The organism is Reyranella sp., assembly GCF_965249915.1.
In the GTDB taxonomy this organism is placed as follows: Bacteria; Pseudomonadota; Alphaproteobacteria; order Reyranellales; family Reyranellaceae; genus Reyranella.
In genome coordinates, this window is the sequence record NZ_OZ252257.1 from 4,453,751 (window position 1) to 4,476,326 (window position 22,576).

The window sequence follows — 22,576 nt, forward strand, 5'->3', positions numbered from 1 at the left end:
GAGTGTCTCCTGGATTGTGTGCGCTCTAACGCAACCATTGAGGGCAGGTTCCCCAGGGTTCCAGTGGTGGTGCGGACCTGCTAGGAGCGCGGGCATGAATTCGTCCAAGCGGGCCAAGCTCGAAGGCCTGTCCTACTTCCTGGGTTTCATCGCCTGCATTCCGCTCGCCAACTGGATGATCGGCAATGTCGGCGCCGTCTGCGTGCCGCAGGGCCCCTGCCTCGTGCCGGTATGGCCCTGGGGCCCGGGCGACAAGCCGCTGATGGCGCCATCGGGGGTATTGATGATCGGGCTGGCGCTGGTGCTGCGCGATCTCGTGCAGCGCCGGCTCGGCCGTGGCGTCGCCGTCACCGCCATCGTGGCAGGTGCCGCCCTTTCGGGAGCCGTCGCGCCGCCGCAGCTTCTCGTTGCCTCGGCCACGGCCTTCCTCTTGTCCGAACTGGCCGACTTCGCGGTCTACACGCCGCTGCAATCGCGCGGCCTGGTCCTTGCCGTGCTGGCGTCCAGCGTCGTCGGATTGATCGCCGACAGCATCCTCTTCCTCTGGCTCGCCTTCGGCAGCCTCGAGTATCTGGCCGGTCAGGTCCTGGGCAAGCTCTGGATGGTCCTTCTGGCCCTGCCGTTCATCCATTGGATCCGTAAGCGGGAATTATCGACATGAGCCTCTCCCTGTTGCCGGTCGACGACCGGGTATCCGTTTCCGGTCAGCTCGATCCAAAGGACATGAAGGACATCGCCGCGGCAGGCTTCACCGCCGTCGTGAACAATCGGCCCGACGGCGAGGCTTTCTTCGGCCAGCCCAAGACGGACGACCTGCGTACGGCCGCCCAATCAGCCGGGCTGAAATTTCTCGACCTGCCCTTTTCCGGCCCACGCGCGACGCCCGATCAGGTTCGCGCCTTCGCCGACCTGCTGGCAGAAGGCGACACAAGGGTCGTGGCGTTCTGCAAGAGCGGCATGCGATCTGCGCTGCTCTGGGGCGCCGCGTCGCTGGCCAACGGACGATCGATCGACGAGGTCCTCCGGGGCGCACGCAATGCCGGCCAGGAACTGGGCGGTGTTGCAGAGCTGATGACGAGCCTCGCGCAGGCGGCGCGAAGCTGAGCCGCCGACCGAAAGACTTGGCTTGCACCAGGGGCGCCGCCGCTCCTTAATCGCGCGTCCTGAAGATCCTTGGGGGAGTATTCCATGTTGAAGTCGATTCTGGCCGTGTCCGAAGGCGGTCCCGATGCCGCGATGTCGTTCCGGCTGGCCGCCCGGGTCGCCGCCCTGTTCGACGCCAGCGTGGACGCGCTGCATCTGCCGGTCGGACCGGCGGGCGGCGCGATCGGCGGCCTTGCCATGAGTGGCGAGGCGATGCCGCTGATCATGAATCTCGACGACGAGCGCCTCGAGGAGCGGGCCAAGGAATCGGACCGCGCCTACAAGGAACTTCTCGCCGCCCGTGCGGGCTCGACCTACACCGCCGCGGAGACCGCGACGCTCGACACGCTGGTCGCGATGGGCCGCTGCTCGGACCTGCTGGTCCTGGGCCGTCCGGGTTCCGACCCCGAGAACGTGGCGCCCGCCACCGTCGAGGCCGCCATCCACGAATGCGCCCGGCCCGTCATGATCGCACCGCCGAATGCCGGCACCGGCGCCTTCGCGTCGATCATCGTGGCTTGGAACGGCAGCTTCCAGGCGGCCCGCGCCGTCGAATACGCCCTGCCGTTCCTGGCAAAGGCGAGCAACGTGACGCTGCTGATCGTCGGCTCGAAGGCGGAGGATGTCGGCGCCTCGTATCTCGCGCGCAATCTCGGCCGCCATGGCATCAACACCACCATCGACGCGATCGATCCCGGCGCCGTGTCGGGCCGCGCACGCGGCCGCGCCCTGCTCGATTACACGCATGGCAAGGGCTCGGACCTGCTCGTCATGGGCGCCTATGGCCGCGGCCAGGTCATGAGCTTCCTGGGCCTGGGCGGCGCCACCGGCAAGGTGATCTCGTCCTGCCGCGTGCCGCTGCTGATGGCTCACTAAGGTCGTCCTCGATCAGCAGCTTTCCTCCCCCGTGACACGGGGGAGGTGGCGCGAAGCGCCGGAGGGGAAAGGCCACAGATCCTGACCTCGCCCACATCCAAATTCTTTGCGTTGCTTTCCCCTGCCAGCCTCCCCCGTACGACGGGGGAGGTGAAAGAATGTCAGGGGCAGGCGCCGGCGCCCTGGGTCACGACTTGCGGATCGCTGCAGGCGGTACAGGCGTTGCCGTAGGTCTTGCGCGTCCCGTCGCGCAGCTGGCCGCACGCCGGACGATAGTCCTTGGTGCACATTTGCGGCCGCGGATCGGCGCAGGGACCGCCGGCGACCGGCAGCGATTCTGGCGCCAGTTCGGCGCGGGTCAGGCGGAACAGGAACGGCTGGGTACTGTAGTCGCTCAGCGTGCCGAACATGAAGATCTTCGACCCCACGGCAGGCAGGGGACTGAGCGGACGCATCATCGTCACGTCGACTTCGACGACATCGCCGGCCTGAGCCTCGTCGGTGATGGCGCCTTCGATGCGCTCGGGCGTGGCCGTGATCACCTTGAACGGAAGCTTCAGCCGCTGGCCGCCCTGCTGCTTGTCGCCAAGCGCCTTCCAGACCGCCTCGGCGGCCCGCTTGTTGGCCGGGCTGACGTCGCGATGGCGCAGCACGAGCACCCATTGCGCGGGCGAGAGCTTGGCGGGTTCGTTGTCTTCGAGGATCTCCAACGCCCGATCCGGCGGCGTCATGGCCCGCGGAATCGACTTCTTGAAGTTGGCGGGCGGCGCCGTCTCGTTGGCGACGCGCGAGACGATCCCATCCCACCCCTCCTCGCTGCCGCGATAGACGCTGTAGCGCGAGCGAACGTAGCGATCGATGTCCTGCGCGGCGGGATCGTTCTTCGCGGCCCTGGCGATGGCGATCGAGCGGGCGCCGTACCAGAAGCCCAGCGCATCGACCGGCGACCCCTCGAGCTGGGCCACCGCATACTGATAGACGTCCTGCAGATTGGCCGGATCGGCTTCTACAGCCAGGCGATAGTATTCACGCGCCTTGTCGTAATCCTTGGCCTGCAGCGCCGCGAAGCCCAGGACGCCGTTGAAGACGCCGGCCATCTGCTCCTTGACCTGCGCGAAGCCGGCATCGTCCAGCAAAGCAGGCTTCTGCCACTTGGGCATCACGGCAAGACCGCGCTCCGCCGCCGTGACAGCCGCGGCCAGCGCCGAGGTGTCCCCGCCCGCGGCCTTGAGGCGCCCGACATAGGCCCGGTTGGCCAGCGCGCGCACATTGTCCGGATCGACCTGCAGCAGGCGCGCGACCAGCACATCGGCCTTGGCCGGCTGGTTGGCCGCCTGCCAGGCCGAGATCGCCTGCTCATGGGCGTCCAGCCGGAGGGTGCTGCCCGGATACCAGGCGATGAAGACCTCCATCGCCTGCGCCCGGCGCGCCGGGTCCTTGGTGTTGAGCGCCGCCATGTAGCTGTCGTATTCGGCGGGGTTCGTGAAGGAACCGCGTTGCGCCTGACTGCCGTTTGAGGGGGCGGGCGTCTGCGACGGCGTCTGTGCGGCAGCGTTGAACGACGCGACGGCACATGCCGCCGCCAGAACGATACCCAACCACCGCCATGCCGCCATTCCCGACTCCTCTCCGATCACGCGCTGTGTTGCAAGGCCCATCTCGACCTGAATTGCCGTGACGATTTGGGCGAATTAAGGCACTGTTCCGCCGAAAGTTTTGAGCGGGGACTTCAAGATGAGAGACCGACGTTCGACGGCTTCGATGCTCGTCGCTGCGGCGTTTTGGGCTGCCTGCAGCATGGCGCCGGCCCTCGCTCAGCAGCCGGGCGCCCCGCCCCCCGCCGTTCTCGTCCAGGCCGCCGAACTGAAGCCGATCGCCGACCAGGCGGAGTTCATCGGCCGCGCCGCCGCCGTCGACAAGGTCGAGCTGCGCGCCCGGGTGAAGGGCTTCCTCGGCCCGCGCAAGTTCGCGGATGGCGATCAGGTCAAGAAGGACCAGGTCGTCTTCACCATCGAACCCGAGACCTACCAGGCGGCCGTCGACCAGAAGAAGGCCCAGCTCGATGCCGCGCGCGCGGCGCTGGCGAATGCCGAGCTTCAGCTGAAGCGCGCCGCCGAGCTGCTGCGCACCAACACCGGCACCCAGGTCACCTACGACCAGCGGCTCTCCGAGCAGCTGCAGGCCAAGGCGCAGGTCGAGGATGCCAGCGCCCAGCTCCGCGACGTCGAACTCCAGCTCTCCTACACCGACATCAAGTCGCCGATCGACGGCCGCATCGGTCGCGCCGCCTTCTCGCCGGGTAATCTGGTGAGCCCCGAATCGGGCGTGCTGGCGACGGTCGTCAGCGAAAACCCGATCCGGGTGCTCTTCCCGGTGACGCAGCGCGAGCTGCTCGACGCACGGCGCGACCAGGCGACCGATCCCAACGGCATCGTGGTGCGCATCCGCCTGGCCGACGGCTCGATCTACAAGGAAAAAGGCAAGATCGACTTCATCGACAACACGGTCGATGCCAAGACCGACGGGCAGATCGTCCGCGCCACCTTCCCCAACCCGGACGGCATGCTGACCGACGGCCAGACCCTGCGCGTCATCATCGAGGGCGAGCAGGTGCCGACCTCGGTGGCCGTGCCGCAGGCCGCCATCGCCCAGGACCAGACCGGCGCCTATCTCTTCGTCGTCAACGACAAGAACGTGGTCGAGCAGAAGCGCGTCAAGACGGGCGTCTCGCGCGACGGCATGATCGCCGTCACCTCGGGTCTCAAGGCCGGCGAGCGGGTGATCGTGCAGGGCCAGCAGCGCGTGCGGCCGGGCATGACGGTCAATCCCAGCGTGGCGCCTCCCTCTGCCTCGACGCAGAAGCAGTAAGCCATGACGATCTCGTCGCTGTTCATCCGCCGGCCGCGGCTGGCGTTCGTCATCTCGACCGTCATCACCATCGCCGGCATCATCGCCATGACGGCGATGCCGGTGGCGCAGTTCCCCGACATCGTGCCGCCGCAGGTCCGCGTCACCGCGACCTATCCCGGCGCGTCGGCGCAGGCGGTCGAGGAAAGCGTGGCGCAGGTCATCGAGGCGCAGGTCAACGGCGTCGAGCGCATGATCTACATGAAGTCGACGTCGGGCGGCGACGGCAGTTACCAGCTCACCATCAGCTTCGAGGTCGGCTCCAATCCCGACCTCAACACCGTCAACGTCACCAACCGGGTCAACCAGGCGCTCGCTTTGCTGCCGCCCGAGGTGCAGCGGCTGGGCGTCACGACCAAGAAGCAGTCCTCGGCGCTGCTGCAGGTCGTGGCGGTCTACTCGCCCAACGGCTCGCGCGACGCGCTCTTCCTGTCGAACTTCACGACCATCACCCTGCTCGACACGCTGCGGCGCGTGCCCGGCGTCGGCGACGCCACGCTGTTCGGCGCGCTCGACTATTCCATGCGCATCTGGCTGAACCTCGAACGCATGGCCAGCCTCGACATCACCCCCAACGAGGTGGTGCAGGCGGTTCAGGCCCAGAACGTCCAGGCCGCGGTCGGCCTGGTGGGCGCGGCGCCGCTGCTCGACGATGTCAGCTTCCAGCTCAACATCACCACCCAGGGCCGCCTCGTCACCGTCGAGGAGTTCGAGAACATCGTCGTGCGCGCCAAGTCCGACGGCGCGCTGGTCCGCGTCAAGGACATCGCCCGCGTCGAACTCGGCGCCAAGACCAGCGACCAGCTCGGCCGCTACAACGGCCAGGCCGCGGCCGGCATCCAGATCTACCAGCTCCCCGGCGCCAACGCGCTGGCCACCGCCCAGGGCGTGCGCGAGGCGATCAAGGCGATGGAGCCGCGCTTTCCCGAGGATGTCGCGTACAACGTCATGTACGACACGACGGTCTTCGTGCAGGCCACGATCAAGAGCGTGATCAAGACGCTGGTCGAGGCCTTCGTGCTGGTCGGCATCGTCGTCTTCATCTTCCTCGGCAACCTGCGCGCCACCCTGATCCCGATCATCGCGGTGCCGGTGGCGCTGATCGGCACCTTCGCCGTCATGCTGGCGCTGGGCTACTCGGCCAACACGATCTCGCTGCTGGCGCTGGTGCTGGCGATCGGCATCGTGGTCGACGACGCCATCGTGGTCGTCGAGGCGGTCGAGCACATCCTGGAGCACGAGCCCGAGCTCACGGTCGCCCAGGCGACCGAAAAGGCCATGGGCCAAGTCACAGGCCCGATCATCGCCATCACCCTGGTGCTGCTGTCGGTGTTCATCCCGACCGCCTTCATCCCCGGCATCTCGGGCCAGCTCTACGCCCAGTTCGCCGTGGCCGTGTCGGTCTCGATGATCATCTCGGCGATCAACGCGCTGTCGCTGTCGCCGGCGCTGTGCTCGCTGATCCTGCGCCACCGCAAGAAGCCGACGGGCGTGATGGGCTGGATGCAGGGCCGTATCGACAGGACGCGCGACGGCTACACCAAGCTCGTGACGCCGCTGGCGCGGCGCGGCATCGTGGCCCTCCTGCTGGTCGTGGGCTTCGCCGCCGCGACCGGCGGCATCGGCTCCATGGTGCCCTCGGGCTTCCTGCCCGACGAGGACCAGGGCGCCTTCATGGCCGAAGTGCAGCTCCCCGACGCGGCCTCGACCAACCGCACCCTCGCGGCCGTCGCCGAGGTCGAGAAGACCATCGCGGACAAGCCCTGGAAGCAGAGCGTCTTCACCGTCTCGGGCTACAGCATGATCGACGGCCTGGCCCTGCCCAACCGGGCGCTGGTCGTGGTCGAACTGAAGCCGTTCGACCAGAGAAAGGACGCCTCGCTCTCGGTGTTCCAGGCCCTGAAGGAGCTGAACATCGCCTTCAGCCAGATCGCCTCCGCCAACGTCTTCGCCTTCAACCTGCCGCCCATCATGGGTCTCGGCAATTCGTCGGGCTTCGAGTTCGTGGTGCAGTCGCTCTCCGGCGCCGCGCCCACCGACCTCGCCGCCGTGGCGCGCGGCGTGATGATCTCGGCGCAGGAAGTGCCGGAACTGGCCGGCGTCTACACGACCTACAGCGCCTCGACGCCGCAGATCAACCTGAAGCTCGACCGTGAACGCGCCCAGGCGCTGGGCATATCGATCGCCGACATCTTCTCGGCGATGCAGACCTCGCTGGGCGGCGCCTACACCAACGACTTCAACCTGTTCGGTCGCACCTGGCAGGTGAAGGTCCAGGCCGACGCCACCGACCGCAGCAAGGTGAACGACGTGTTCCGCGTGCGGGTGCGCGCGGCCAGCGGCGAACTCGTGCCGCTGCAGGCGGTGGCGAACATCGAGATGGTCACCGCGCCTTCCTCGGTCGTGCGCTACAACAACCTGCGCTCGGTCGTGGTGAACGGAGCGCCCGCGCCCGGCTACTCCTCGGGCGACGCCATCGCCGCCATGGAGAAGCTCGCGACCCGCACCCTGCCCGCCGGCTACGGCTTCGAATGGACGGGCACGGCGCTGCAGGAAAAGGCGGCCAGCGGTCAGACCGGCTTCATCCTGGGCCTCGCCGTCGTCTTCGCCTACCTGTTCCTGGTCGGCCTCTACGAGAGCACCGCGATCCCGGTGGCGGCGCTGCTGTCGGTCATCGTCGGCCTGTTCGGCGCCGTGACGGCGCTGCTGATCGCCGGGCTCGACAACAACATCTTCGCCCAGATCGGCATCGTGGTGCTGATCGCGCTCGCCGCCAAGAACGCCATCCTGATCATCGAGTTCGCGATGGCGGAACGCGAAAAGGGGGCCGACGTCGTCACCGCGGCGACGACGGCTGCCAGCCTGCGGTTCCGCGCCGTCATGATGACCTCGTTCGCCTTCATCCTGGGCCTGGTGCCGCTGGTCATCTCCTCAGGCGCCGGCGCCGCCACCCAGCGCGCCGTCGGCACCGCGGTGTTCGGCGGCATGATCGCGGCCTCGTTCCTCGGCATCTTCGTGATCCCGGGCCTCTACGTGGCCTTCCAGCGCTTCCGCGAGACCGTGAAGGGCTGGATGGGCGTCAAGCCGGCAGCGCCGACAGCGGCACTGCCGCCGACGACGAAGGAGCACTGATCCCGGTCAGCTCAGCGGCCGAGCCACGGGGGAAGCGGTTCGGCCGTCGGCGTCTCCGGATGGGCGGCCAATGCGTCGGCTGCGGCGCACTCGGCCTCGGATAGGAAGTGGTGCGCCGCCGTCGCCTGCCGCCACGTGTCCCAATCCGACGTCTCGCGCCCGTTCACCGAATGATGGTCGCGCACGACGTTCACTCGCACGAACCACAGGCCGCTCGCCTGCGCGCCATGTCCGAAATCCATGGGATCGGCCCTGCCCGCACGACAACGCCCCCACGCTTCACCGGCGGTGATGAACATATCGTCCGGCAGGTCCGCTAAATCGAAGCCGATGCCCAGACTCGGCGCGATGATGGAATCGAGCTGGGCATCCGCACGGTGCCAGTGCCCCTCGCACCGATACTCGCAGATCCAGTGATCCTCCCACGCCCTCTTGAAGTAGGCCGCGAAGCCACATCGGACGCGTGCCGGTACGCCCTGCTGGCGCAGCATGCCGCACAGCATCAACGCGTAGTCGCGGCAGGTGCCGACCGCGCGCCGGTCCGGCGCCCGCTCCACCGTCAGGGAGGACCCATCGAGATCGGCGATCTGCCTGAGCCGGCCGGACAGCGGCAAGGTCTCGCGCGAGACCGTGCGGAACTGGGCCTCGCTCACGCCGTAAGCCGTGAGCCAGTCGGAATGGATCAGCACGCCCTGCACGATCCGGCAGAGGGCTGCGACATCGACGGGCAATCCGTCGAAGGTCAATGATCCGGCGCCGGGGGCCGACATCGGGCCGTGCTGTCGCCAGCGCTGAGAACTTTCCATGGTCGTCATGGCGACCATGGTAGCAGGTGTGCGGAGGAGCCGTCCTCAGGCGGCGGCCTTGACCAGGCGGTCGCTGCGGCACTTCATCAGCGGCTGGATGTGCTGGCCGAACTGGTCCATGCCCGCCAGGAAGTCGTCGAAGGTCAGCATGATGCCCTTGGTGCCGGGCACGGTGGCGCATTCGTCGAGCATCTTCGCCACGCTGGCATAGGAGCCGACCAGCGTTCCCATGTTGAAGTTGATGGCGCCCTCGGGCGCGGAGATCGCCTTGGCGGTGCCGCCCTCGGCGGCATTGGGATCCGCGTCGGCCTGGCCCGACATCCAGGCCATCGCGCCCATGTCGGCCCCCTCGTTGTAGAGCTTCCACTTGGCCATCGCCTTCTCGTCGGTCTCGTCGGCGATCACCATCATCAGCACATAGTTGCCGACGTCGCGGCCGGTCTTCGCGGCCGCCTCGACCATCAGCTGGTTGGTCGGCGCATGGGCGGTGGGCGTGTTGACGCCCTTGCCCAGGGTGAAGTTGTAGTTGCAGTAGGTCGCCCCGAACTCCATGCCGCGCGGGCTCTGGCCGGCGCTGACGATCTTGATCGGCTCCTTCGGCCGAGGGCTGAGCTTGCAGTCCGACATCTGAAAGTACTTGCCCTTGAAGTCGGACGTGCCGGTTTCCCAGAGCTCCTTCATCACCGTCACGAACTCGGTGGAGTAATCGTAGCGGTAGCCGAAATAGGCCGCGCCCGGCCACAGGCCCATCTGCTCGTATTCGTCCTTGGCCCAGCCGGACACGATGTTGACGCCGAACCTTCCGTGCGAAATCGAATCGATGGTCGAGGCCATGCGCGCGACGATGGCGGGCGGGATGGTGAGCACCGCGACCGAGGCATAGAGCCGGATGCGCTCGGTGACTGCGGCGAGCCCCGCCATCAGGGTGAAGGATTCCAGGTTGTGATCCCAGAACTCGCTCTCGCCGCCGAAGCCGCGCAGCTTGATCATCGACAGGGCAAAATCGAGCCCGTAGCCCTCGGCCTTCTGCACGATCTGCCGGTTGAGATCGAAGCTCGGCATGTACTGGGGAGACGTCTTGGAGATCAGCCAGCCATTGTTTCCGATCGGAATGAATACACCGATGTCCATGGAGCCCTCCTGGGATATGGACTCCCGGCAGCAATCGGCATGCCAGCCTGCGAGCCCGCATGGGCTACCCATCCGCCGGCCGCTCGGTCATCATGCCCGGAACGAGCTGATAAAGATGGGGAACGAGCGAATGGCAAAATCGCCCAACAGGCTGTCGGCGAGCGAAGCGGTCCTGCGCATGTCGCAGAAGCGCCTCAACGCGCGCGATCTCGTCGAAGCCTGCCTCGACCGCATCGAGCTGCGCGAAGGCCAGGTCCACGCCTGGGAGGCGCTCGACGCCGAGGGAGCGCGGAAGCGCGCCGACATGCTCGACAAGCGGGCGAGGCCTGTGGGACCGCTGCACGGCATCCCGCTCGCCGTGAAGGACATCATCTCGACGAAGACGATGCCCACCACCTGCGGCTCGCCGATCTATCGCGACCATGTCGCGGGCCGTGACGCCGCCTGCGTGACACAGCTCGTGAACGCCGGCGCCATCGTGCTCGGAAAGTCGGTGACGACGGAATTCGCCGGCGCCCATGCCGGCAAGACGCACAATCCGCACAACCTGCGCCATACGCCGGGCGGTTCCTCCTCGGGCTCGGCCGCCTCGGTCGCCGACACGATGGTGCCCATCGGGTACGGCACGCAGACCTCGGGTTCGGTAATCCGTCCCGGCGCCTTCAACGGTGTCGTGGCCTACAAGGGGACCTACGGTTGGGCCGACACGACCGGCATCAAGACCTATGCAAAGAGCCTCGACACGCTGGGCTTCTTCACCCGCACGGCCAACGACCTGGCGCTGATCCGCGCCGCCTACGGCCATGCCCCGGCCGATCCGCCGCTGCATGCGCCACGCATCGGCTTCTGCCGCACCCTGTGGTGGGACCAGGCCGAGCCGTACAACAGGAAGAGTATCGAGCTCGCCGCCCGCACCCTGCGGGCCGGCGGCGCCAAGGTGCGCGACTGGGAAATGCCCGAGAGCTGGGGACCGCTGATCACCGCGCACAACCGGGTGATGACCAAGGAAGCGACCCGGCACTACGGGCCGGAACGCGCCCGCTTCCCCAACCTTTTGTCGCCCAGCCTGACCGCGAGCCTCGAGGTGGGCGACAGCGTCACCTCGGCCCAGTTCGCCGATGCCATGAAGCGCAAGCGCCGGGCGCTGGCCGATCTCGCCCAGGTATGGGAGCGCTTCGACTTCCTGCTGGCGCCGGCCGCCCGTGGCGAGGCCCCGGCAGGCCTCGGCTACACCGGCGATCCGATCTTCAATCGCTTCTGGACCCTGTTAGGCACACCCTGCATTGCCTTGCCGTTCAATGCCGGCCCGTTCGGCCTGCCGCTGTCTGTGCAGTTGATCGCGCCGCTGCGCGACGACGATCAGCTCATCGCCTGGGCCCGCTGGGTGGAGGCGCGCCTCTCGTGAAGCTCGGCCAATGAAACTGGGTCTGATCGGCTACGGCGCCATCGGCAAGCATGTCGAGGCCGCCGGCCTCGAGAACATCGAGCTGGTCTCCGTCCTGGTGCGCCGGCCACGACAGGAAGGTGTGCTGACGCACGAGCCCGACCGATTCTTTGCCCATGATTTCGATGCGGTGGCGGAATGCGCCGGGCACGAGGCGGTCCGCATGCACGGACAGCGCGTGCTCGAGAGCGGCGCGGACTTCTTGGTGACGTCGGTCGGGGCCTTCACAGATACGGCGCTGTTCGACCGGCTGCTGGCGGCGGCGAAGGCCAACGGTGCAAGGCTCATCCTGCCCTCGGGCGGCATCGGTGCGCTCGACATACTGAGCAGTGCCGCGGTCGGCGGAATCGACAGTGTCACGGTCACGGTGCGCAAGGACCCGTCGGCCTGGAAGGGCACGATCGCCGAGACGCTGGTCGATCTCGACGCGTTGAAGGCGCCGCACACCGTGTTCGACGGGCCGGTGCGGGAGGGCGCGCGGCTCTATCCGCAGAACGTGAACATCTCGGCCGCCGCCGCCCTTGCCGGCCTCGGTCTCGACAGGACGCGTGTGGTCATCGTGGCCGATCCCACGATCACCACACACATCGTCGAGCTGGAAGCGAAGGGCGCCTTCGGTCGCTTCACCTTCATGGAGGACGTGGCCGTCAGCGAGGAGAACCGCAAGACCGGCAAGCTGGTCGCCATGGCAATGGTGAAATCGGTGCGCCAGCTGGCATCGACCCTCGTGGTGGCTGCCTAGGAAGAGCGACCTTCATGACTTCCTGAGCGCAGCGAAGGATCTCGCGTTCGACCGGGACTGAGCTATCGCCAACTGTGCCTGGCCGCTCCGCTAGGTCCTTCGCTGCGCTTCTGTGATTGCGGTCAAGAGGAAGATCGTCGAACGGGCCACGCTTGCGGCTACAAGCTTCTGTACGCGGTCTGTGCCAGCAAGATGGTAAGTGCGTGGAAGGGTCCGAGCTCAGGAGCGTGATGACCGGTGAAGGTCTCGACAGAGCGCAGCACGGGTTGGGCCCTCCAGCGCGGGCCGCTCGCGCAGCCCATTCGACCGGCGACCCTCTTTGGAGAGCCGCCGAAGGGTTGAACTCTGATCAGTGGATCTTGCTGGCCTCCATGCCGCGGTTCCAGTCGAAGGTTTCGCCGGAGCGCCAGAGCCTGTGCATCAGCACCGCCAGCTTGCGCGCCACCGCGACCCGGGTGCGGCGCTTGCCCAGACGTTCCTGTTGCGCAAGGCCCCAGCGGCGTAGCGGACAGTCGCGCTTCTGGCGCTCCAGTAGCGAGGTCGCCGCCTCGTAGAGATAGGCCCGAACGAGGCTGTCGCCCTGCTTGGTGATGGGCCCTCGGTGATCGGTCTTGCCGGTTTGCCAGCGCGATGGCGTCAGGCCGAGATAAGGGCAAACCTCCGCCGAGCGGCCAAAGCGTTCGGCATCGTCGAGGCTGGCGCGCAAGGCCAGCGCCGACAGCAGCCCGACGCCCGGCGCCGTCATCATCCGCCGACACGGCGCATCCTGGCGGACCAGGCGCCGGATCTCCTTGTCGAGAACCGACACCTGTTTGCCCAGAGCGTGGCAGGCCTCCAGCATCGCCGTCAGCGAAAGCCCCAGCACGCCACCGCGCGCCGTCACGGCCGCTTCCGCCGCCACCAACCACTTCTTGCCGGTCACCTGCCGATTGCCCGAAGATGACCGCGCACGAACTGCCGCGCCTGCTGGACCTGGCGCTTCAGCTGCAGGCGCGCCCCCAGCAGCGCCCGCGCCTCCTGCGACCACACCGACCGAACATGCACCCGCGTGTACAGACCCGTCGCAAGCGCCTCGCCGATCAAACGGGCGTCGCGTTCGTCGGTCTTGACCTTGCTGTAGGCTCCGAAGGCCCGCTGACGGCGCGCTTCCATCACCGTCACCTCGAAGCCGCGATGCTCAAGCTCGCGGGCCAGCCACGACGACTGCGCTCCCGCCTCCAGCCCGACCCGGACCACACCTTGCGAGGCCAGCCAGGTCCCGATCGACGACGGATCCGTCGCCGTCCGGTGACGACACACCGGCCTCATCGACGCCGCATCCCTCGTCACCAAACAAAGCGCGCTCTTCTTCACCCCAACGTCCAGACCGGCTACGCTCTCCATGGCTGCTCTCCTCTTAAAGTGGGCCCTTGGGGCACCTCGCCGTGACCCCGTATTAGTTCCCTCTTGGAGAGCAGCCGCTCAAGCCGCCCTTCGCCTGCAATCACACCACCTCAGGACGACAAGAGGGAGAATAAAAATGGAAGAATTCGACTATGTCATCGTGGGCGCCGGCGCCGCGGGCTGCGTGTTGGCCAATCGCCTGTCCGCGTCGGGCAAGCATACGGTCGCGGTGATCGAGGCCGGCGGCAAGGACAACCATATCTGGATCAAGGTGCCGGCCGGCTTCAACAAGACAGTTTACAACGACAATCTCAACTGGGGCTACGAGACCGCACCCGGCCCGTATATCGATGGCCGGAAGATCAGGTTTCCGCGCGGAAAAGTGCTGGGCGGCTCGGGCTCGATCAACGGCCATCTCTATGTGCGCGGCCAGTCGGCGGACTACGACACCTGGGCGCAGCTCGGCTGTCGCGGCTGGTCGTGGGACGACCTGCTGCCCTACTTCAAGCGCGCCGAAAGCCGCGTCGGCGGCAGCGACGCCGTGCGTGGCCGCGCTGGTCCCCTCAGCATCGAGGACCAGGGCGATCCGCACGACCTATCCGATGCCTTCATGGCGGCCAACGAGGCGCTCGGGCTGAAGCGCTCGCCCGACTATAATGGCGGCAACCAGGAAGGCACGATGCTCTATCAGCAGATGATGAAGCGCGGCCGGCGCTGGAGCCCCGTCGATGCCTATCTGCGGCCCGCCATGGTCCGGCAGAACCTGAAGGTCATTACCCACGCGCTCGTCGAGCGAATTGACCTGGAGGGCCGGAAGGCCGTCGGCGTCACCTATCGGCAGGACGGCAAGACCAAAACGATCCGCGCGCGTCGCGACGTGATCCTGAGCGGCGGCGCCATCAACACGCCGCAGCTCCTGCAGATCTCCGGCATCGGCCATCCCGAGGACCTCACGACTATCGGAGTCGCGGTGGAGCACGCTCTGCCCGGCGTCGGCCGCAACCTGCGCGACCACTATGCCGTGCGTGTCTCGGCGCTGGTGAAGGGCGCGGGCTCGCTGAACGAGCGCAGCCACGGGCTGCGGCTGGTCGGCGAAGTGATCCGCTATGCCTTCACGCGAAAGGGCCTGCTGGCGGCGAGCCCCAGCCATGCCGGCGGCTACTTCAAGACGCGGCCGGGCCTCGAGACGCCCGACATGCAGCTCTACTTCGCGCCGGCGAGCTACGCGCCCGGCAGCTACGGCACCTCGGTGCTCGATTCCGTGCCCGGCATGACCTTGGGCTGCTCACAGCTGCGCCCTGAGAGCACCGGGCACGTGAAGGCGCTGAGTTCGGATCCCGCAGCCAAGCCCGAGATCCAGCCGAACTATCTGGCGGTCCAGCACGATCGCGACGCTCTGCTGGCGGCGATGAAGTATCTGCGCAAGCTGATCAACACCTCGCCGCTCAAGGAGTATGTGATCGAGGAGAACCTGCCGGGACCGGCGGTGCAGACTGACGAGCAATGGATGGCCCATGCCCGCGCCACCGGCTCGACGACTTATCACCCCGTGGGCACGGCCAAGCTCGGCACCGATCCGATGGCGGTCGTCGATCCGCTCAGCATGCGCGTGATAGGCTTGGAGGGGCTGAGGATCGCCGACGCTTCCTGCATGCCCACGATGGTCTCGGGCAACACCTACGCCGCGACCAACGCCATCGCGGAGAAGGCGTCGGATTTAATTCCTGTGACGTAACCCTTCAGCGGAGCGCGCCACTCCAGTGGCGCAATCATGATCATGAGCGCCACTGGAGTGGCGCGCTCCGATGAGTTCAGACGTAACCCGGCCCCTCGATGACGGGGTGGGCGATCAGGAAGTCCTCGTCGATCTCGACGCCGATGCCGGGTCTGTCGAGCGGGCGGACGGTGCCGTCCTGGCCGATCTCCCAGGGCGCGCTGCCCAGCTCGTCGCGGAACTTGTTGGCCACCGAGAGGTCGGCCTCGAAGTAGCCGCCATTGTCGATCGACGCCAGAAAGTGGATCGACACGGCGTGATTGAGGCCGGTCATCGAGCTGTGCGGATGGATCGGCAGCTTCCACATCGAGGCGGCGGCCGCGATGCGCTGGACCTCGGTGATGCCGCCGCTCTTGGAAAGATCGGGCTGCAGGATCGAGATGTTGCCGTCCTCGATGAGGCGGTGGAACTCGAAGCGCGTGTAGTGGTTCTCGCCGGCCGCCAGCGGAGTCACGCCCCAGCCCTTGGCCATCGCATAGGAGCGGTGGTCGTGCGCGGGGAACGGCTCCTCCAGCCATGAAATACCCAGCTCGTCCATCGCCGGCATCACGCGCCGCACGTCTTCGACCGTGTAGCCGGTGTTGGCGTCGGTGAGCAGGACCATGTCGTCGCCGAAGCGCTTGCGCACCGCGGTCATGCGCGCGACGTCGTTCCTGACACTGTCGCCGACCCTGAGCTTCAGCGCCCTGTAGCCCGCAGCGACCATGGGTTCGGCTTCGTCGGCCAGCGACTCCGGCGCCTGGTAGCCCAGCGAAATGCCGCCGGCATAGGCCGGTACCGGCCGGTTGGCACCGCCCAGCAGCTTGTAGAGCGGCCAGCCCACGGCCTTGCCCTTGATGTCCCACAGCGCCTGGTCGAGGCCGCTCATCGCCATGGCGGTGGCCGCGCCCATGCCGTGGCTGCCGAGCTGGAACTTGTAGATCCTGGCCCAGATGCCGACCGTGTCGGTCGCGTCCATGCCGACCACGAAGCCCTTCAGGGTCGTGTTGATCAGGTGCCCGATGCTGCCCGGTGAGCGCGCATGATGGCTCTCGCCCCAGCCCACGATCCCGTCCTCGGTCGTCACCTTGACCATCACGCAGTCGCGCTTGGTCATTGTGCCGATGCCGAGCGACACCTGCAGCTCCTTGGGCACGCGATAGCTGGTCGGATAGGCCTTTACGTCGACGATTTTCATGGATGTCCTCCCCGCTGGGGGCGCGCCACTCCAGTGGCGCGTCATTGTTGCAGCAAGCGAAGACGCGTCACGGGAGTGACGCGCCCCCAGCTACGCGACCTTGTATTTCTTCAGCACCTCGCGATCGATCTCGATGCCGAGGCCGGGGCCCGTCGGGACCTTGACGATGCCCTTCTTCTGCTCGATCGGCTCCTGCGCCAGGTGATCGCGCAGCGGGTTGGGCGTCTGCTCGAACTCTAGCATTGGCGGCATCGGGCGGAAGGCCGGCGGCTGGTCCGGCAGCGCGGCGAGGAACTGAACCGTGGCGGCCAGCCCGATGGCCGACCCCCAGGCGTGCGGCACGCATTCGACGCCGAAGGCCGAGGCCAGGGTCGCGATCTTGCGGCATTCCGAGAAGCCGCCGGCGGCACAGAGGTCGGGCTGCACGATGTCCATCGCCTTCCGGGCAATGACGTCGCGGAAACCCCAGCGCGTGAAATCGTTCTCGCCGCCGGCCACCGCCATGTCGAGCGCGCGCGTCACCTCGATGTATCCGTCATGATCCTCGGGGCTGATCGGCTCCTCGAACCACAATATGTCCTGATCCTCGAGCATGCGGCCGAGCTTGATGGCGTTGGGCACCGAGAAGCAGTGGTTGGCATCGACCGCGAGCTTCACGTCCGGGCCGATCGCCTCGCGCACCGCCGTGACCCGCTTGGCATCGAGCTTCAGGTCGCCCAGCCCGATCTTCATCTTGATGGCCTGGAAGCCGTCGTTCTTGAACTCCAGCGCTTCCTCGACCGCCTCGTCGATCAGGCGGTTCATGTCGATGAAGTAGAGTCCGGTCGCGTAGGGAATGACCTCGGTACGATAGGCGCCGCCGATCAGCTTGTGCACCGGCTTGTTCACGGCGCGGCCCATGATGTCCCACAGCGCGATGTCGATGCCGGAGATGGCCGAGATCGCCATGCCGGTCGTGCCGTAGTCCTTGATCCTGTTGTAGAGGTCTTCCCAGATCGCCTCGACGTCGAACGGATCTCGACCGACCACGCGCGCCTTGTACTGTGTCTCGACGAAGGTCTTGGCGACGGCCGCCGGCCCGTAGCACTCGCCCCAGCCGGTGATGCCCTCGTCGGTCGAGATCTCGACCAGGCAGGTCGAGCGCGTGCCATAGACCCAGCCGCGCGCCGAGACGAACGGCTTGTCGACCTTGCAGCTCAGGATGTGGCAGACGACGTCGGTAATTTTCACTTTTCTTTTCCTCCCAAACTCAGCGGCGTCACTCTTGAGCAGGAAGGGGGAATCAGCAAGCGGCCAAACCCGGCGGTCACGCTTCCATGTGGTGAAGGCGGGCCGTCGGACAGACGCGCAGGGCGATTTCCGCCAGGTGGCGATGATGGGTGAGGTAGATCACCTGCCCCACCCCGGCCATGTCGGCGAACAGGCGGAAGGCCTCCTCCGCGCGGAAATCGTCGAACGACTCCATGATGTCGTCGGCGACGAACGGCACCGACGGGCGTGACCGGGCAAACTCGTGATAGCCGGCGACCCGGAGCGCCAGGTAGAGCTGGAAGCGGGCGCCTCTCGACAACTCCATCGCCATCTTCGAACGACCGTCCGCGCCAACGGCGATCAGCGTCTCTCCGTCCTTGTCCGGCTGCGTGGCCAGGCCCTCATAGGTCCCGCGGCTGATCGTCCTGAAAGCATCCGACGCGCGCGCCATCATCGAGCTGCGGTGCTGTTCGCGATAGGCCCGCAGGGCATGCTCGGCCGCGGCAGAGCCCAGCCTCAACCGCAGGTAATGCAACGCCTTGTCCTCGACATCGAGCTGCGTCGTCCGTCGCTGCTCCTCGATGCGAGCGACCGCGTCGTCGCCTCCGACGGCTTCGACGGCGTCCACGGCTTTGCTGTGCTCGGAGAAGAGATCGCGGCTGCGCTGATCCAGATCGGCAGACCGCGGCTTCAACGCGGCCAGCTCGGCTTCGAGGGCGCCTCGCTCCAGACCATCGAGCAGCCGTTCCGCCTCGTCGATCGTCGCCACCTGCAGCATCGCGACAATGTCGCGGACCGCCGCATCGTACTGTTCCTGCAGCCCGCTCCTTCTTTCGATGGCCTGCAGTTTCACAGCCACCTCGCCGAGCGACTGGACGCCGAAGAACCCGGTCCGTTCGGCCTTGAGCCGCGCGTGGATGGCGACGTCCTCGGCCAGAGCGCGTTGCTTTGCCAGCGCCGCCTCTAGGTCGCGCTTCTTGCCGATACGCTCCGCCTCGGCCGCGCGCGCCGCATCGACGCGGCGCTGGATCTCGCGGGCGAGATCGAGGGGTGAGAGCCCCGCCGAGGCAACGCCCAGCTCCCCGGCCATGGCCTCGAGTTCCACGGCAAACGCCGCCTGGTCGTTCTCCATCTTCTCGATCCGGTCAGCGAACCCCGCGCGCTTTTCGAGAGCGGGGCGCAACTCGACCAAGGCCGCCAGGATCTCGCGAACCGCGCCCATCGACGGCATCGGCTCGGCATCGCCCAACCAGCATCGCTTGCATGCAGCCTGCCAGGCATCCGTCCACTCGTTCCTCGAGGCAGCAACTTTCTCCACCTCGCGCTCGCGCCGCTGCAGCTCGCGCTGGCGCGCGGCCAGCGCCGTCCGCAGGTTCTCGAGTTCACCCTCCCGATCGATCGCACCCTGCGCCGTTTCGAGAAGCCCCTCGAAGCTTGTCTCCGCTTCGACCGCAATGCCTCTGGCGACGAGGGCCACCGTGAGCCTGTCGCGCGCCACCCTCGCGTCCGAGTCCGCCTGTTCCCTGTCGTGTTGCGCGGAGAGAAGGTTCGCTCGCACGTCCAGGGCCGAGGCGCGCCGCGACAGCCAGGCCTCCAGCTGCGGCAAGGTCATCGTGACCGGCAGCGCCGGGGAGGCAGCGCCGAGCGCCGCCGCGATCTCGTCGGCCACACGCTGCAAGACCGCCGCCGCCGCATCGCGCAGCCCCACGGCGCGCCCAAGGGCCTGCTCCGCCACCACGAACGCGCGACTCGCCTCCTGCAGCTTGACCAGGTCGGTCGTGTGTCCGAGCCGGGTCGTCGTCACGATGTCGTCCTGACGCAGAGCCGCCTCGAACGTGTCGGCCGAGGCTTCGTCGAGGGTCCGTCGATGGCTGGCCCAGGCGCGCTCCCGCGCCATGCGGACCTCGCTTGCTTCCTGATCGCCGACGACGCCGGTGACACCCAGCGCGTCGCGCTCCGCCTTGATCCTGTCGCGCTCGGCGGTCAGGCGCTCGATATCGTCCTCGTGCCGGTCGACCTGCCGTTGCGCGGCCGCGGTCTCCTTCTTCCAGCGCTCGATGCTGCTGACGTCCGGCAGTTTCAACGCCGCCAGCTGCTCGACATCGCCCGACCAGGGGTGCAGGTCCCGCAGTCGCTCGTCCAGCGCTCGCAGATGCGTGGCATGCGCGCGGTCGGCAAGCCGCCGCCGGGCCAGGTGATCGTCGGCCCGCAGGGCCGCCACGACCGGACCGAGCGTGGCGGCAAGGCTCGACGGGTTGCGTTCCCTCTCGCCGGCGCCTCCAACCTCCTCGAGCTGGACCCGCGCTTCCTCCACGCGGTCTCTGGCAGCGTCGAGTTCGTTCTCGGCGGCTTTCAGGGCGACCTCGATTCCCGACCAGCTCTCGATCAACGCTCGCAAGGACGCCGCGATGGACGCACCCAGCAACAGCCTGCCCGGCTCAGGCTCGTCCTTGCGTTCGATCCGTTCGAGGATGCCGGAGATGACGAGATCGACCTCCCGCGACTGCAGCCGACGCTCCGGAATGTCCTTGGTCGCCGTGACGTATCGGGCCCGGAGATCGGAGAGGCCGCTGAACCGTTGGGTCAGGGCGAGAGCGGCCTGATCAACGACGATCGCCGCCAGCTCACCTTCCAGCCTCGCGACTTCATCCTCGGCGGCCTGAGCCCGCGTCTCCAGGGCGATCTCATCCTTCTGCATCCCGGGCAGCTGCTCCGCCCAGTCGCGCGGAATCTCCGGAAGATCGGCGAGCGGCAGGAGACGTTGGCGGATGTCTCGCAATGCTCCAAGGCGCGGCAGGGCGAGCAGCAGTCGCTCGATCTCGCCGCATCGGGCAGCGATCCCGGCGCGTTCTCCCAGGACGTCGTTGTACAGGCTGAAGGCCTTGTCCCGCGTCGCGACCAGCTGGGCATATTGCGCGGCGAAGGTGTCGATCTTCTCTCGTTCGGCCCGCAACGTCGCCAGCCGGGCCTTGAGATCGGCCAGCTCTCCGCTCCGGGCGCGGTATTTGTAGAACCTGTCGGCTTCGCCGCGGATCTCCTCGAGGTTGCGGCCCAGATCGGACAGGCCGGCGCTGGCCGAAAACAGCAGCTGCCCGAGATCGCCCTTGCTCGCGAGGATGCTTTCGCCGCCCTTTTCCAGCGTGTCGTCGTCGAGCGAGAACATCGTCCGGTAGGAGTCGCGATCGATGTTGCCCAGCTCGGCCTGGATGAGCGCCTCCGGGACCGGCTGGTCGCCGGCGTCGAGGAGGCTGTTCTGGGCTCGCTTCACCCTGACCAGTTCCCGGGGGCCGCGCGCGAGTTCGAGCGCTGCGCCGATGCGCATCGTCGGATAGGGATGAAGGAAGTTGAAGCGCGACCGCGGCTCGATCCCGAACAGAAAATCCAGGAAAGCCGCCAACGCCGTCGACTTCCCCGCCTCGTTCGGACCGTAGATGACGTGCAGATCGGGCGCGCCCTCCTCCGCCGGCCCGAAATCGATACTGCGCCCGGTGAACCTGCCGTAGCGCGTGAGGTCGAGTCGCCTCAGGCGCATCAGCCCTCTCCGGCTTTGGCCTGGGCATGAAGCCGGGCAAGCACATCGTCGGCGCCGTCCTGGGCCAGCGACAGGACGAAGTCCCTGAGACCCGCCTCGTCGGCGCCGAGGAGATGCCTGCATTCCTGGGGCAGTTGCCCCCTCAGCTCCTCGCCGATCTCGAGGGCCTCTCGCTGGAACGCATCGGAGCGGACGATCTCGCTCTCGATCAGCCGGCGCAATTCCGCGATCGGATCGCCCGATGACACCGGGAGCGTGCCCGAAGGCTGGCACTCGATCTCCAGCTTCTCCACGCTGCACGCGCCCATCGCGGCGGCGCGGTGCTCCACCTCGGCCCTCAGGAGATCGAGATCGCTGCGGATCCGCCACGCCAGCGGGGTCTTTCCGACGATCTTCAACCGGACCACCAGGTGACCCGCCGCGACACTTGCCCGGGTTCCTTCCATCGCCTTGGCGATCGCCCCGATCAGGTCACGCCATTCGGCTATGCCGCTCGCGTCGACGACGGCCCTCTCGAACTGCGCGACGCTCGTGTACCGCTCCTCGATGCGGATCGAACCGTCATCGGCGATCGTGCCCAGGGTGACGGACCTGGCGCCGGCCTCGTTGATATCGCGGCCCTGCGGATTGCCGGGCATCACGATGGTACAGGGACCGTCCGCGACGAAGCGCTTGTGAACATGGCCGAGCGCCCAGTAGCGGAAGTCCGTCGCGCGCAGCTCGGCAACACTACATGGCGCATAGGGATCGTGGCCGGGCGCCCCGGCCAGACTCGTGTGCAGGATTCCGACGTTCACCGCCCCCTCGACGGGCGACTTGTAGCGCGGCAGCAGGCTGTCCGGGGCGTGAGGCTGCGCGAAACTCATACCGTGGATCACCACGCGAGGCTTGCCGGCCGCACCCTCGATGGCAATGGCCTCGGCGCGGCCGCTGAAGACCTTGACCGACTCGGGGAGGACCAGTTCCTTGGTGATGCGCGACAGCGCATCGTGATTGCCGCGAACGATGAAGACCCGGATACCCGCCTGGTCCAGGCGATGAAGCTGATTGGCGAAATAGCGCGCCGTCTTCATCGACGTCTGATCGCCATCGTAGAGATCGCCCGCAAGGAAGAGCGCATCGACCTCCTCGGCGAGGCACAGATCGATGATGCCGGTGAAGGCCTGGCGCGTCGCGTTTCCGATCAGATCGGCAAGCTCGGGATTGCGGAGCGCCAGCGATCGAAGCGGTGAATCCAGATGAATATCGGCCGCATGCACGAAGCGAAACGCCATCGAT

17 protein-coding genes are annotated in these 22,576 nt (G+C 67.2%); 8 read left to right on the forward strand and 9 right to left on the reverse strand.

What is annotated here, in order from left to right:
- The first annotated feature begins 94 nt into the window (after positions 1–94).
- From ACP15H_RS22055 to ACP15H_RS22065, 3 genes are all read left to right on the forward strand, one after another.
- On the forward strand, positions 95–661 hold the full coding sequence (locus tag ACP15H_RS22055; RefSeq protein WP_425068282.1) for a VUT family protein: 567 nt from the start codon (positions 95–97) through the stop codon (positions 659–661).
- The gene (locus ACP15H_RS22060) at positions 658–1,104 is read left to right on the forward strand and encodes a TIGR01244 family sulfur transferase (RefSeq protein ID WP_425068283.1); all 447 of its coding nucleotides are present in this window, start codon (positions 658–660) and stop codon (positions 1,102–1,104) included. The genes ACP15H_RS22055 and ACP15H_RS22060 overlap by 4 nt, the downstream gene beginning before the upstream one ends.
- An 84-nt stretch (positions 1,105–1,188) precedes the next feature.
- Entirely contained in the window at positions 1,189–2,019 is an 831-nt protein-coding gene (locus tag ACP15H_RS22065; RefSeq protein ID WP_425068284.1) for a universal stress protein, read from the forward strand.
- Between the two features lie 161 nt (positions 2,020–2,180).
- Here the strand turns inward: ACP15H_RS22065 and ACP15H_RS22070 are convergent, their stop codons facing one another.
- Positions 2,181–3,635, reverse strand: coding sequence for a hypothetical protein (locus ACP15H_RS22070; RefSeq protein ID WP_425068285.1), 1,455 nt, complete (start codon positions 3,633–3,635; stop codon positions 2,181–2,183).
- A 181-nt stretch (positions 3,636–3,816) separates the two neighbouring features.
- Here ACP15H_RS22070 and ACP15H_RS22075 point away from each other — a divergent pair, with 181 nt between their 5' ends.
- A complete protein-coding gene (locus tag ACP15H_RS22075) occupies positions 3,817–4,887 on the forward strand; it encodes an efflux RND transporter periplasmic adaptor subunit (protein ID WP_425068286.1) in 1,071 nt (356 codons plus the stop codon).
- A gap of 3 nt (positions 4,888–4,890) precedes the next feature.
- A complete protein-coding gene (locus ACP15H_RS22080; RefSeq protein WP_425068287.1) occupies positions 4,891–8,058 on the forward strand; it encodes an efflux RND transporter permease subunit in 3,168 nt (1,055 codons plus the stop codon).
- A gap of 11 nt (positions 8,059–8,069) precedes the next feature.
- On the opposite strand, the gene ACP15H_RS22085 is transcribed toward ACP15H_RS22080, so the two are convergent.
- Complete coding sequence (locus tag ACP15H_RS22085; RefSeq protein ID WP_425068288.1) at positions 8,070–8,873, reverse strand: transglutaminase domain-containing protein; 804 nt, start codon at positions 8,871–8,873, stop codon at positions 8,070–8,072.
- Positions 8,874–8,909: 36 nt separating this feature from the next.
- Positions 8,910–9,995 carry a pyrimidine utilization protein A gene (gene rutA / locus ACP15H_RS22090; protein WP_425068289.1) on the reverse strand — a complete coding sequence of 362 codons (1,086 nt, stop codon included), beginning with the start codon at positions 9,993–9,995 and terminating at the stop codon, positions 8,910–8,912.
- 130 nt (positions 9,996–10,125) lie between these two features.
- On the opposite strand from rutA, the gene ACP15H_RS22095 reads away from it, so the two are divergent.
- Both ACP15H_RS22095 and ACP15H_RS22100 read left to right on the forward strand, forming a co-directional pair.
- Entirely contained in the window at positions 10,126–11,400 is a 1,275-nt protein-coding gene (locus ACP15H_RS22095; RefSeq protein ID WP_425068290.1) for an amidase, read from the forward strand.
- A 10-nt stretch (positions 11,401–11,410) separates the two neighbouring features.
- Positions 11,411–12,181 carry an aspartate dehydrogenase gene (locus tag ACP15H_RS22100; RefSeq protein ID WP_425068291.1) on the forward strand — a complete coding sequence of 257 codons (771 nt, stop codon included), beginning with the start codon at positions 11,411–11,413 and terminating at the stop codon, positions 12,179–12,181.
- 349 nt (positions 12,182–12,530) lie between these two features.
- Here the strand turns inward: ACP15H_RS22100 and ACP15H_RS22105 are convergent, their stop codons facing one another.
- Positions 12,531–13,103, reverse strand: coding sequence for a transposase (locus tag ACP15H_RS22105; protein WP_425068292.1), 573 nt, complete (start codon positions 13,101–13,103; stop codon positions 12,531–12,533).
- Positions 13,100–13,564, reverse strand: coding sequence for an IS110 family transposase (locus ACP15H_RS22110; RefSeq protein ID WP_425068293.1), 465 nt, complete (start codon positions 13,562–13,564; stop codon positions 13,100–13,102). Before ACP15H_RS22110 ends, ACP15H_RS22105 begins: the two co-directional genes overlap by 4 nt.
- Before the next feature lie 136 nt (positions 13,565–13,700).
- Here ACP15H_RS22110 and ACP15H_RS22115 point away from each other — a divergent pair, with 136 nt between their 5' ends.
- Positions 13,701–15,299, forward strand: coding sequence for a GMC family oxidoreductase (locus ACP15H_RS22115; RefSeq protein ID WP_425068294.1), 1,599 nt, complete (start codon positions 13,701–13,703; stop codon positions 15,297–15,299).
- Between the two features lie 76 nt (positions 15,300–15,375).
- Here ACP15H_RS22115 and ACP15H_RS22120 read toward each other — a convergent pair whose 3' ends face one another.
- The 4 genes from ACP15H_RS22120 to ACP15H_RS22135 form a co-directional block, all read right to left on the reverse strand.
- A complete protein-coding gene (locus ACP15H_RS22120) occupies positions 15,376–16,515 on the reverse strand; it encodes a mandelate racemase/muconate lactonizing enzyme family protein (protein ID WP_425068295.1) in 1,140 nt (379 codons plus the stop codon).
- A gap of 90 nt (positions 16,516–16,605) precedes the next feature.
- On the reverse strand, positions 16,606–17,745 hold the full coding sequence (locus ACP15H_RS22125) for a mandelate racemase/muconate lactonizing enzyme family protein (protein WP_425068296.1): 1,140 nt from the start codon (positions 17,743–17,745) through the stop codon (positions 16,606–16,608).
- 76 nt (positions 17,746–17,821) lie between these two features.
- A complete protein-coding gene (locus ACP15H_RS22130) occupies positions 17,822–21,298 on the reverse strand; it encodes an AAA family ATPase (RefSeq protein ID WP_425068297.1) in 3,477 nt (1,158 codons plus the stop codon).
- A complete protein-coding gene (locus ACP15H_RS22135; RefSeq protein ID WP_425068298.1) occupies positions 21,298–22,572 on the reverse strand; it encodes a metallophosphoesterase family protein in 1,275 nt (424 codons plus the stop codon). Before ACP15H_RS22135 ends, ACP15H_RS22130 begins: the two co-directional genes overlap by 1 nt.
- Positions 22,573–22,576: the final 4 nt, after the last annotated feature.